Origin of the sequence: Rhodococcus jostii NBRC 16295 (assembly GCF_001894825.1) — a bacterium.
Taxonomy (GTDB): domain Bacteria; phylum Actinomycetota; class Actinomycetes; order Mycobacteriales; family Mycobacteriaceae; genus Rhodococcus_F; species Rhodococcus_F jostii.
Genome location: NZ_BCWY01000014.1, coordinates 61,217 through 73,502, shown reverse-complemented (window position 1 = coordinate 73,502; position 12,286 = coordinate 61,217). Strand labels below are relative to the sequence as shown.

General features: G+C 66.6%; 12 protein-coding genes. 8 read left to right on the top strand and 4 right to left on the bottom strand.

Annotation, left to right across the window (positions count from 1 at the left end; translation table 11 throughout):
• Positions 1-3: 3 nt before the first annotated feature.
• Complete coding sequence (locus RJ1_RS11805) at positions 4-909, bottom strand: 5-dehydro-4-deoxyglucarate dehydratase (protein ID WP_073360102.1); 906 nt, start codon at positions 907-909, stop codon at positions 4-6.
• 54 nt (positions 910-963) lie between these two features.
• Complete coding sequence (locus tag RJ1_RS11800; protein WP_073360188.1) at positions 964-2,043, bottom strand: ABC transporter ATP-binding protein; 1,080 nt, start codon at positions 2,041-2,043, stop codon at positions 964-966.
• A gap of 173 nt (positions 2,044-2,216) precedes the next feature.
• Here RJ1_RS11800 and RJ1_RS11795 point away from each other — a divergent pair, with 173 nt between their 5' ends.
• Positions 2,217-3,041: an NAD-dependent epimerase/dehydratase family protein gene (locus RJ1_RS11795; RefSeq protein ID WP_073360101.1), complete on the top strand. Its 825-nt coding sequence runs from the start codon at positions 2,217-2,219 to the stop codon at positions 3,039-3,041.
• Between the two features lie 40 nt (positions 3,042-3,081).
• Here the strand turns inward: RJ1_RS11795 and RJ1_RS11790 are convergent, their stop codons facing one another.
• Complete coding sequence (locus tag RJ1_RS11790; protein ID WP_073360100.1) at positions 3,082-4,263, bottom strand: hypothetical protein; 1,182 nt, start codon at positions 4,261-4,263, stop codon at positions 3,082-3,084.
• A 56-nt stretch (positions 4,264-4,319) separates the two neighbouring features.
• On the opposite strand from RJ1_RS11790, the gene RJ1_RS11785 reads away from it, so the two are divergent.
• The 7 genes from RJ1_RS11785 (at position 4,320) to RJ1_RS11755 (ending at position 11,578) form a co-directional block, all read left to right on the top strand.
• The gene (locus tag RJ1_RS11785) at positions 4,320-5,399 is read left to right on the top strand and encodes a hypothetical protein (RefSeq protein ID WP_073360099.1); all 1,080 of its coding nucleotides are present in this window, start codon (positions 4,320-4,322) and stop codon (positions 5,397-5,399) included.
• Between the two features lie 270 nt (positions 5,400-5,669).
• Entirely contained in the window at positions 5,670-6,629 is a 960-nt protein-coding gene (locus RJ1_RS11780) for a carbohydrate ABC transporter permease (RefSeq protein ID WP_073360098.1), read from the top strand.
• A gap of 5 nt (positions 6,630-6,634) precedes the next feature.
• Complete coding sequence (locus tag RJ1_RS11775) at positions 6,635-7,516, top strand: carbohydrate ABC transporter permease (protein ID WP_073360186.1); 882 nt, start codon at positions 6,635-6,637, stop codon at positions 7,514-7,516.
• Between the two features lie 26 nt (positions 7,517-7,542).
• Complete coding sequence (locus RJ1_RS11770; RefSeq protein ID WP_073360097.1) at positions 7,543-8,865, top strand: ABC transporter substrate-binding protein; 1,323 nt, start codon at positions 7,543-7,545, stop codon at positions 8,863-8,865.
• A gap of 27 nt (positions 8,866-8,892) precedes the next feature.
• Positions 8,893-10,053 carry an enolase C-terminal domain-like protein gene (locus RJ1_RS11765; RefSeq protein WP_073360096.1) on the top strand — a complete coding sequence of 387 codons (1,161 nt, stop codon included), beginning with the start codon at positions 8,893-8,895 and terminating at the stop codon, positions 10,051-10,053.
• A gap of 72 nt (positions 10,054-10,125) precedes the next feature.
• Positions 10,126-10,923, top strand: a complete 798-nt coding sequence (locus RJ1_RS11760; protein WP_073360095.1) for an IclR family transcriptional regulator — start codon at positions 10,126-10,128, stop codon at positions 10,921-10,923.
• A gap of 154 nt (positions 10,924-11,077) precedes the next feature.
• Entirely contained in the window at positions 11,078-11,578 is a 501-nt protein-coding gene (locus RJ1_RS11755) for a hypothetical protein (RefSeq protein WP_073360094.1), read from the top strand.
• 6 nt (positions 11,579-11,584) lie between these two features.
• On the opposite strand, the gene RJ1_RS11750 is transcribed toward RJ1_RS11755, so the two are convergent.
• Positions 11,585-12,262 carry a pyridoxine/pyridoxamine 5'-phosphate oxidase gene (locus RJ1_RS11750; protein ID WP_073360093.1) on the bottom strand — a complete coding sequence of 226 codons (678 nt, stop codon included), beginning with the start codon at positions 12,260-12,262 and terminating at the stop codon, positions 11,585-11,587.
• Positions 12,263-12,286 lie beyond the last annotated feature (24 nt).

The following is a 12,286-nucleotide window of genomic DNA, read 5'->3' as shown; positions in this document are numbered from 1 at the left end:
GCGCTACTGCGCCAGCACCTTCCGCCCGGCTGCCACGATCTGCTCCAGTTCGTACCGGTGCTCGGCGCTGGCGTCGACGAGCGGCGCTCGCACCGAGCCGGCGTCGAGGCCGGTGAACGTCACGCCCGCCTTCACCAGGGCGACCGCGTATCCGGGGGTGGTGTCGCGGAGCCGGACCAGCGGGTGGAAGAACTCGCGGTTGAGCGAATCGACCAACTCGGTGTCGTTCTCCTCGAGCGCCCGGTAGTAGGCGAGCGACACGTCCGGGGCGAATGCGAACGTCGCCGACGAGTACAGTGTCACGCCGATGCTCCGGTACGCCTGCTGCGACACCTCGGCGGTAGGGAGTCCGTTGAAGAACTGAAATTCTTTGTCGCCGAGTGAATCACGCAGAGTGCGCACGATGCGTGATGTCAGGTCGAGATCACCGACGCCGTCCTTGAACCCGACGACCTTCGGCAGTCGAGCGACCGCGAGGGCACTCTGCTCGGTGAATTGGCCGTTCGCGCGGTGGTACACGATGACCGGAAGGTCGCTCGCCTCCGACACCTGCGTCACGTACTCCACGAGACCCTGGGCAGGCGCGCCGACGAGGTAGGGCGGCAGGAGCAGGATGCCGTCCGCCCCCGCCTCTTCGGCGATGGCGGCGAATTCCTTCGCAACGGGGAGGGCTCCACCGGCGCCGGCGAAGACGGGGACCCGGCCCCTCGTGGCCGTGACCACCGTCTCCACCACGGTCCGGAACTCGGCCGCGGACAGTGCGTGGAACTCACCGGTGCCGCACGCGGCGAACACTCCACCGGGTCCGGCCTCGACGCCGGATTCGATGTGCTGCGCCAGCGCGGGTAGATCGACGTCGCCGTTGCCGTCGAACGGGGTGACAGGAAAGAAGAGAACTCCGTCAAGCATGGTTGCTCCTTGATGATTCTGCGGTCGGGTGTACGTCGGGGAACGGGATCGCTGCTAGTCGACGAGTCGTTCACCGGTGACGGTGGAGAACAGGTGCGTGCGTTCTGCCGCGTAGGACAGCGCGATCACCTCTCCGCGCTTCGGTGGGATGCGACCGTCGGCGCGCACGACGATGGGCTGCCTGCGCCCGTGGATGTCGGCCTGGCCGTACACGTACGCGTCGGCGCCAAGCTCTTCGACGACGTCGATGGTGACGTCGAGTCCGCTCCCCGTGGTGATCACGAGATCCTCCGGACGCACCCCGAGCGTGACCGAACTTTCACCGATACCGGCAATCGCACCACGCGGAACGGGGACCACGGAGCCGCCGAAGCTGACACCGCCGTCGACGAGGGGAAGTTCGAGCAGGTTCATCGCGGGCGAGCCGATGAATCCGGCGACGAAGACGTTGTTCGGGTGCTCGTACATGCGGCGCGGAGTGTCGCACTGTTGGAGCACGCCGTCTTTCAGGACGGCGACGCGGTCGCCCATCGTCATGGCCTCGACCTGATCGTGCGTCACGTAGACGGTGGTGGTGGCGAGACGACGCTGCAGCGCCGAGATCTGCGCACGGGTCTGCACGCGCAGTTTGGCGTCGAGGTTGGACAGCGGCTCGTCCATCAGGAACACCTGCGGCTTGCGAACGATGGCGCGCCCCATGGCCACTCGCTGCCGCTGGCCACCGGACAGGGCCTTGGGTTTGCGGTCGAGAAATTTGGTGAGGTCGAGGATCTTGGCCGCGTCCTGGACGCGTCGTTTGATCTCCGCCTTGTCCTCGCCGGCGATGCGGAGACCGAAGCCCATGTTCTCGCCCACCGTCATGTGCGGGTAGAGGGCGTAGTTCTGGAAGACCATGGCGATGTCACGGTCCTTCGGCTGGAAGTCGGTGACATCGCTGCCGCCGATGGCGATCGTGCCCCGGTCCACGTCTTCGAGTCCCGCGAGCATGCGCAGGGACGTCGACTTGCCGCAACCGGACGGTCCGACGAGGACGAGGAACTCGCCGTCCTCGATATCGAGGTCCAGGTGATCGACCGCGGCCTTGTCGCCGCCGGGGAACAATTTGGTGACGCCGTGGAATGCGACTGTTGCCATGATGGTGGGAGATCCCTTCACCGGCAGGAACGTGCCGGACGATCCGAGTGGGGGTGTGAAGTAGCCGATTTGTTCACATACGTGAATCTTCGTCAAGATAGTGACTTCGTTTCGAAGTATGTACTACCGTGATGTGCATTACAAGAGTCACTCCCAGAGAGGTACGAGAAGACATGACCGACACCGCCTCGCGTCTGCTGATCACCGGCGCCGCCGGAAACATGGGCAAGATGCTGCGCCCCCTGCTCCGCAAGCCCGGCCGCACGCTGCGTCTGTTCGACATCGCCGACATCACCGACATCGACCCCGAACACGAGGAGTATGTCCAGGGTTCGGTCACCGACCGCGCAGCCGTAGCCGCTGCAGTGGAGGGCGTCGACGCAGTACTTCACCTGGGCGGACTCAGCACCGAGGACTCGTGGGAGAACATCCTGTCCGTCAACGTCGACGGCACCCAGGCGGTGTTCGAGGCCGCCGTCGCACACGGCGTGACGCGCGTGATCGCAGCGTCGAGCAACCACGCCGTCGGCTTCTGGACGCACGTGGAAGCCGGCCCGAATCCGCTGCCCGGTGACGTCCCGCCCCGTCCGGACGGGTTCTACGGCTGGAGCAAGGCTGCAGTCGAGGCGCTCGGCCGGCTGTACCACGATCGCTTCGGCATCGACGTCGTCAACCTGCGCATCGGCTCGAGCTTCGACCGGCCGCCCAACTACCGCGGCCTCGCGTCCTGGATGTCACCGGCCGACACCGCTCGCCTGATCGAGGCTGCACTGTCCGACTCCGCCAAGGGATTTCACACCGTATGGGGCATCTCGCGGAACACCCGAAGCTGGTGGTCCGCAGCAGAGGGTGCAGCCATCGGGTACGAACCTCAGGACGACGCAGAGGTGTTCGCCGACGAGTTCCTTGCCGATCACGAATGGACGTTCGACGACCCGATCCTCCAGCGTGTCGGCGGCGCGTTCTGCGACCACCCGCTCGGACAACGGATGCGCTGACGGCCCGAGGTGGGCGCCCGGGGCGCCCACCTCGCACGCGTCAGACCGAGAAGTCGCGGATGATGCGGCCCAACGCGTCGAGCTGCACCTTGTTGACCAACCCGAGGTGGTAGAGGTGCAGCTCGTTCGCCCCGGCCGCAACCGTGGCCGCGACGTGGCTGCCGACGTCGTCGAGATTCTTCGGCGGCAGCACCGACACATAGGCGCCGACGTCGACGGCATCACCGACGATCGCCCGGGTCGCCTCTGTGACGGCGACGGTTTCCGCCGTCCCCGGCCACGCCGAGACGAGCACGGCGTCGACGTCTCCCGGAGCAGCAGGCGTCAGTGCCGGCGACGGCCCCGTCTTCCAGGGGTTCGGATGGCCGTGCAGCGTGACGCGGGCAGACGGCATCTCGGCCCGGACGGCATCGAGCACAGCACCCCGGAGAGCGTCGGCGTCCGCCTGGCGCACGGACAGCACGGCCTCGGCCTCCGCGTCGCCGAGGATGTCGGTGATCGCCGCCTCCGGAGCGAGCGTTCCCGCGGACAGCGCATCCACCCCGGAGCGCAGCTTCGCGATCATCTTGTCCGGATCGACGTCCCGCTCCGCCCACAGTGCGCGTTCGCGTTCGGTGCAGCTGATCGACATCACCGTGTCGCCGATGCCCGGAAATGCGCCATCGGTCTTCTCGTGCGGGCCGACGTGGGCGATCCCCAGCTGTCCGCATGCCTCGATCGACACACCGTGCAGGTCGAGGCCGCGCACCGCCTCCGCCGCGAGGGTACGGGCGTAGCGGACGATGTCCGGGTGCCCGGGCGCCAGCGCGTAGGGGTAGCGGTCGCCGAAGCAGTTGACGACGGTGACGTCGGGATGCGCGTGCCCCAGAACAGTGCTGTGGGACAGCACGATCCATGCGTTCACACGAATACCCGCGCCGGTCAGGATCCGCGCCGCATCGGCGAACGCATCCTCGGATCCGGCCCAGGTCGTCGTTCTGGCCGTGACCGTGTGACCGTCCCACGCAGAAGGCCGGATGGGGCGGTACAGCGCAGCGTGATGCGCATCGACCACCTTGTGGGCCGGGTGCAGCGGAGTTGCGGCGCGGGTCGAGTGATAGCTCGCGGCGAGCGAGATCTCGGAAACCCCCAGCGTGCGGGCTCGGTCGACGAAGCGCGGATCACCGAGCACGTCCCACGGATAGGCGTGCGCGACGATGCGATCGACTGTTCTTCCGGACATGCGGTTCCCCTCAACGGTTCTAGTACAGAGTTCGATAGACAAGACGGAGTTCACACATGGGAACACACTTTTCGTCCCACTGTCCACGATCGACCGCGGCGACCGAACGTCGCGACGCCGTTCGCGACGTCCTCGGCGTGACGGACGAACAGGCGGCGAGCACACCCGACGTGAGGTACGGCAGATCGTGGATTCGACACGGTGTCGCCGGTCGTGAACTCACCTGGGCGGCCGGTGACGGCGGTCCGGACACCGCAGGCTGGCTCCTGCGCCCCGCCCACGCGGGCGCCGATCGCCCCGCCGTCCTGCTGATGCACGGGCACGACGGCGTCAAGTTCTACGGCAAGGAGAAGGTGGCCGACGGCCCCGACGGTCTCGCACCGGGCATCACCGAACTCCGTACACGCGGCTACGGGGGCATGGCGGTCGCAACAGGACTGGTGGAGGCGGGTTTCGTCGTGCTCGTCCACGACGTGTTCCCCTGGGGTAGCCGACGAGTTCCGTGGCCGGACTTACCGGACCGTGCCGCAGCAGCGGGCTTCGCCGCATTCCCGCCCGGGCGGGACACCCCCGAGATTCGTCGGCGCCGGTACGAGGCGGCGGCCCGCGAGCACGAACACGGCCTCGCGAAAGCAGCGGTCCTGGCAGGCACCTCGCTCGCCGGCAAGGTTGTGGCCGAGGATCTTCGGGCGCTGAACGTCCTCCTGACGACCGAAGGCGTCGATCCGAACAGGGTCGCCGCAGCAGGATTCTCGGGCGGCGGCGCTCGCGTCGCACACCTGCTGGCATGTTCGACACGCCTGCGAGCAGGGGTGATCACCGCGATGATGAGCACGTTCGCGGATGTCGCGAACGGTAACGCGGACGATACGACGTGGCTGATGATCACTCCGGGCCTGCCGGCGGTGTGCGACTGGCCCGAGGTCGCCGCGAGCACCGCGCCGCGGCCGCTCCTGGTTCAGTTCGCGCTGGACGATTCCCATTTCAGCCGGCAGGGGATGCGTGACGCCGAGACCGTGCTGCGCGGGGCGTACGACGGGTCGTATTCGCTGACGACGCAGTGGTTCTCGGGCGGGCACCGCTTTTCGGCCGACATGCAGGCCGCGGCCGCCGAATGGATCCTCCGTACCGTCTAGCCGATCACTCTTGACAGACCTTGTGACTGCCGTCATAGTGAGTTCGACAATTCACATAGAGAGCGTGAGTTCACATACATGAACCGGTACGCGCAGACGCCGCCCACGGAACCCCTTACGCACATCGGGGAACCTCAGGCAGGCCGGAGGCCGCATCGTTCCCATCACCTTTCGCGCTGACGCGCCACCCCCGTGATCTCGCCTCAGCAGCAGTAGCCACAATCCCCTGACCCGCCGGCGCGACCGGCACCGAACTTCGGAGCGTGCACCATGGTCACCACCATCTCCTCCAGGCCGGGAGGGCAGTCCGCGCCGGCGGCGCCGGCCTCTCCCGGTCGCACTCGTCGCAGACCGGCCTGGCGCAGAGCCTCTGCCCCGTACATCCTGATCGCACCGGTGGTCATCCTGCTGGCCGTCTTCATCTTCTACCCGGTCGGCAGTGTCTTCTATTACAGCCTGCAGTACTACAACCCGACGACGCCGTGGGACAACGGCTTCGCCGGCCTCGACAACTTCCGGCTGATGTTCGCCGACTCCCTGTTCTGGACCAGCCTGGTCACCACCGCGAAGTGGGTGGGATTTCAGGTCGTCTTCCAGCTGATCCTCGGCCTCGGGCTGGCCCTGCTGGTCAACGAGGTGTTCCGGGGCCGCGGCCTGGCACGCGCCCTGGTGTTCTCACCCTGGGCGGTGTCCGGCGTCCTCACCACCGGCATCTGGCTGCTGATCTACAACCCCTCGACCGGCCTCTTCAAGCTGCTCGGAAACATGGGAATCGGCGACGGCACCGCCGCTCCCATCGCAGATCCGGACACCGCGTTCTGGGCGACGGGCGTCGCCGAACTGTGGCGCGGTGTGCCGTTCTTCGCCATTCTCATCCTGGCCGAGCTGCAGAGCGCCCCCAAGGACCTGTACGAGGCGGCCAACGTGGACGGCGCCAACCGCTGGCAGCGGTTCCGCTTCGTCACCCTGCCGCACCTGAAGGCCGTCATCATCCTGTCGACGCTGCTGCGCGGCGTGTGGGAGTTCAACAACGTCGATCTGCTGTACACCCTCACCGCGGGCGGTCCGGCCGACGTCACCACGACACTGCCGCTGTACGTCTCACAGCTCGCCACCACTGCCCAGGACTTCGGATACGGCTCGGCACTCACCACGGTCGCATTCGTGATCCTGCTGTTCTGCTCGATCCTCTACTTGCGCCTGAGCAAGTTCAACAGTGAGAAGGTTTGACCGTCGTGACCACCACCACCGATCGTCCCACCGTTGCGCTGCCCGAGCCGGACACGACCGGGAAGCTGCGGATTCACAAGAAGAAGCCGCGCATGTTCAGTGTCGGGCTGCCGCTCGCGCTGTACCTGACGTTCACTCTCGTCCCGTTCTACTGGATGATCGTGTTCGCGTTCCGGCCCGCGGGATCGAATTCGATGCTCCCCTGGCCCCTCACGTTCGAGCACTTCGACACCGTGTGGAACACCCTCGGCTTCAGCTTCTTCTTCAAGAACAGCCTCATCGTTGCCGCACTGTCGCTCGTCCTCACCACCTTCGTCGCGCTGGCCACCGGATATGCGCTGGCCCGCTTCAAGTTCCGAGCCAAGCTCCCTTTGGTGATGGCGCTGCTCTGCAGCCAGTTCGTGCCCGGCGCCATGCTGCTCATCCCCCTGTTCCAGGTGTTCCGCGAGATGAACCTCGTCAACAACCTGACCGGCCTCATCATCGCCGACACCGTGTTCCAGCTTCCGCTGGCCGCCATGCTGATGGCAGGGTTCATCGCGCAGATCCCGGTCGAACTGGAAGAGGCCGCGATGGTCGACGGCTGCTCACGATTGCGGGCGTTCCGCATCATCATGCTGCCGCTGCTGCGACCCGGCCTGATCGCCGTCGGATCGTTCGCCTTCATCGGCAGCTGGAACAATTTCCTGTTCGGCCTGATGTTCATCAGCAGCCAGGAGAAGTTCACTCTGCCGGTCGGACTCAGCTACACCATCGGCTCCTACAACGTCGATTTCGGGGTTCTCGCCGCCGGCGGTCTGATCGCCGCGGTGCCGGTCGTCGCCGTCTTCGCCGTCATCCAGAAGTACCTCGTCCAGGGCCTGAGCGCCGGCGCGGTCAAGGGCTGATCATGACTTTCGAAAAGAGGATCCACATGAACCGGCGAACCCTCCTGCGGTCCACCCTGATCGGTGCGGCGGCCACGCTCGTGCTCGCCTCCTGCAGTTCCGAAACGTCCCTGCCCGACGGGGCCCTCGGCGACCCGAACAATGCCCAGCTGACCTTCTGGGACAACAACGCCGGGCCGGACCGCACTCCGCTGTACGAGGAACTCATCCGGCGGTTCGAGGCCGCCAACCCCGGCATCGACATCCAGTACGTGGGCCTGCCGTCGGACAGCGCACAGCAGAAGTACCAGACCGCGCTCGCCGGCGGTTCCGCGCCCGATCTCGGCATCGTCTCCACGGCCTACCTCGCCCCGCTCGTCGCCCAGGACGCCGTCATCTCACTCGACGACTTCATGGCGGCCTCACCCCAACGCGACGAGTACGACGCCGGAATTCTCGAGTCGGCGCGTGAATCCGGCGGCGGCGAGCATCTGTACGGTCTCCCGTACACCAGCAACAACGCCACCCTCTGGTACCGCGCCGACTGGTTCGCCGAGGCCGGCATCGAACCTCCGGACACGTACGACGAGTTCTACGAGGCGGCACGGACTCTCACCGACAAGGACGCCGGCCGTTACGGATTCACCATTCGCGGCGGCGCCGGATCGATCTACCCTCTGCTGCAGTACATGTTCGCCAGCACCGGTATCGAGAGCTTCTTCGAGGACGGCGAGTCGACGCTGAATCGCCCCGAGATGGTCGACGCCATCGAACGTTTCGCGGCGCTCTACGACGTCGAGACGCCGACCGCGGACGTCAACAACGGCTTCCCGCAGATGGTCGCGAGCTTCGGCGGCGGATCGGTTGCCATGATGCAGCACAACCTCGGCTCGTTGAGCAACCACGAGAAGGCGCTCGGCGACAAGGTCGGAGCCGTGGCGCTGCCGCGTAACGAGGACGGAAAGCGCACCGTCATGACGGACCCGTTCCCGTCGTACACGGTGTTCAAGAGCAGCCAGCATCAGGCCGCGTCGTGGAAGTTCCTCGAGTTCATGACGTCCCAGGAATCGCAGGCGTATTGGAACGAGCACGTCGGACAGATCCCGGTCAACAAGGCTGCCCGCTCGGCACCCGAATTCGCGAGCATGCCGTCGGTGCAGGCCGCGCTCGCGGCGCTGGACGACCCGAAGACCGTGCTGGTCACACCGCCGGACTACCTGCCCGACTTCGGCAAGATCGTTCAGGTGCAGATGCTCGGCCAGTGGCAGAAAGTGCTCATCGGGCAGCTCAGCGCGCAGGACTTCGCCGACGACTTCGCCGAGAAGCTCGATCACTCCATGGCCAAGTACGTCGCCCGCCAGGGTAAATAGCAGATTTCGAACAGGAAGCGAATCATCATGTCCAGCGTGATCACAGAAGTCGCCGTGCAGGTTTTCAAGACCGAGGCACGCACCTCGGTCGACTCGTACGGTCATCGCCATCCCGGGCCATCCGTGCCGGCGACGCAGGCGCTCCTGCGGATCACCGACTCCGACGGCGTCAGCGGCTACGTTCTGGGCAAGCCGAACTACCTTCGGCAGGATCAGGTCGAGCAGCATTTCCGGCCCGTCCTGATCGGCACCGATCCGCTGGCACGCGAAGCGATGGACAAGAAATTGGCGATTCGTCAGCGCACCCGGGCCGTCGAGCTTCCCGAGCACACCTGCAGCTACCTGGACCAGGCGCTGTGGGACCTCGCGGGCAACAGGTTCGACACCCCGGTGTGGAAGCTGCTCGGCGGCGCGCGCTCCGAGGTCAAGGCGTATGCCAGCACCATGTGCGGTGACGACATCGACGGCGGCCTCGCCACGCCGGAGGACTACGCGAACTTCGCTGTCGCACTGAAGAGGCGTGGCTACCAGGGCATCAAGCTGCACACCTGGATGCCTCCGCTGCCGGGCTCCCCGAATCTGACCCGGGACATCGACGCGTGTGCCGCGGTCCGCGATGCCGTCGGCGAGGACTTCCCGCTGATGCTCGACGGATACCACTGGTACTCGCGCACCGACGCTCTGAAACTCGGGCGCGAACTGGACCGGCTGAAGTTCGAGTGGTTCGAGGAGCCGATGGACGAGTTCTCGCTGCGCTCGTACCGGTGGCTCGCCGACCAGATCGACACCCCGGTGATCGGACCCGAGACGACGCCGGGGCGGCACAAGTCTCGTGCCGACTGGATTGCGAACGACGCGTGCGACATCCTGCGAGTCGGGGCCATGAACGGCGGTGGCATCACACCGGCGCTGAAGACGATGCACATGGCCGAGGGTTTCGGTCTCGAGTGCGAGATCCACGGCAACGGCGCCCCCAACCTCGCGCTCGTCGGGGCCGCCAACAACGTCCAGTGGTACGAGCGCGGTCTGCTGCACCCGCACGTCGATTACGACTGGGTGCCGCCGCACCTGAAGTCCATCGTCGACCCCATCGACGAGAACGGGATCGTGGCGATGCCGCAGAGACCGGGCCTCGGCGAGGACATCGATCTCGAGTACATCGCAGCCAACCTCGTGGCGGAGTACTGAGTGCGCCGCGTTGCCGACACCGAACATGCGTCAGTAGGTGATATCGCGTTCAGAATGAGAGATAGTGTCTTCATGGTGACAGAAGACACGCGTGGGGCAGCCCCGGAAACCCAACCGGTCAAGTCTGCCGAACGCACCATCCACATCCTCGAGACGCTCGCCGCGTCGCCGAAGCGAATGAGCCTCGGCGAGCTGCAGGAGGCGTGCAAATATCCGCGCTCGAGTCTGCACGCCCTCCTGCGCACGCTCAAGGATCTGCGGTGGATCGAGGCCGACGAGTCGGGTTCGCGCTACGGCATCGGCACCCATGCGCTACTCGCCGGCACGTCCTACCTCGACAAGGATTCGGTCGTCTCGCGGGCGGCAGCGGTACTCGAGGCACTCCGGGCGGAAGTCAGCCACACCGTCCACTTCGCGCGGCGCGACGAGGCCAGCGTCATCTACCTCGCCAGCCGCGGATCGAAGGTCGAGGTGCGGCGCATGCATCGCGTCGGCCGCAAACTGCCGTGCCACGTCACCGCACTCGGGCAGGCACTGCTCGCGGAACTGACCACCAGCGAGGTCCGGCAGATGCTTCCCGCAAAGCTCGAACGATTCACCGAGAACACCATCGTCGACATCGACGACCTCGTCACCGAACTCGGCGAGGTGCGCAACCGCGGATGGTCCCTCGAACGGGAACAGGGAACGGTCGGCGTGGTCTGCATCGCCACCGTCGTGCCCTACCGGATCCCCGCCACCGACGCCCTCAGCGTGTCCATGCCCGCCGAGGTCGCGTCGTACCCCGGTGAGCTGGAGCGGATCGCCGGCGTGCTGACGAAGCACGCGTCCGCGTGGGCCCGCGAACTGAGGGCGGAGGGGGTTCGCTGACGCGACGGCACCGATGGGCCCGCGACCGTACGACCTTGTCTCGAGCCGTCGAGGTGTGCGGCACGCCGGACGCTGCTGGTAGCTTTCAGTTCGAATCGAGCACACTGACGGGCTTTGCGCGGTACCCGTTTGGCCACGAGCAGGAAGCGACACGATGGAAAACGGCATTTCCACGAACGGATCGGGCAGCAACGGCTCCGCGGGCTCGGCGGCGGACTCGCCGTTCGCCGAACCCAGCACGGGCGGGCTGACCGGCAGCAACGGCAACGGCAAGTCCACGACCAGCTCCGCCGAGACGTTCACGTTCCCGCTGCCGACGCGCAACTCGGGTTCGCACAGCACCGAGGAGCCGGACGAGGCCTCCGACACGACGGCGTCGCTGGAATCTCGTGGACGCACCGTCATGCGACGCAACGCGATGGGAGTGGCAGCCGTGCGAGTCGCGGGCCGTCTTGCACACACCGAGCTGCTCGAGGAGCACCTCGCGTCGTCGAGCAGTCACTCCGCCGATCCCACCGTGGACGCCGACGAACTGCTGGCACTGCTCGGCGAGTACCTCGTCGCGGCCGGTTTCGAGCGCCCCGAGATCCACGCGAAGCTCAACGGCCAGTCGATCGTCGTCGACCTGCGCTCGCCCTCCGCAACCGCGCGCTGAGCGCGGCTACGGCCACAGCACCTCGCGGATCCACCGGCCGGACTCGCGGCGGTAGAGCTGGCGCACGTGCCTGCGCCCGGCGTCCGCCTGCCAGAACTCGACAGTGCCGGGGACGATGCACCAGGCCCGCCACGTGTCCGACACGAAGTCCGGGTCGGCCTCGATGCGCGCCACCGCCGCCGCGACGGCGCGGTCGTATTCGACGGGATCGTCCAGTACCTCGCTCTGACGGCTAGCCGCGGCCACAGCCCGCGCGGTGACCGACCGTTCGCGGAAGTCACGGGCAGAGAGCGTCGGATCGCCCTCGACGACTGTTCCGCGGACCCGCACCTGCCGCCCCTGTTCACGCCAGTAGAAGGTCAGTGCCGCAACCGCATTCGCCTCCAGATCACGGCCCTTCGGCGAGCGCGTGTCACCCGAGAACCAGAAGCCCTGCTCCGTGACGTCCTTGAGGAGCAGGAAACGCGCGTCCGGATTGCCGTCGGCATCGACGGTCGACAGCGCCGCGGCGTGCGGTTCCGGAACCCCGGCCGCTACGGCCTGCGTGATCCAGTCGAGAAACAGTGCGCCGGGAGAATCCGGAAGAGTGTCGACGGGCGGAGGCGTGACGCCGCCGAGTGCGGGCAGTGCGCGAATCCATGCGCGGGTGTCCGGAAACGACGAACGGTCGGGTGTTGTCGGCATGTGCCGACAGTAGCCGCGCCGCAG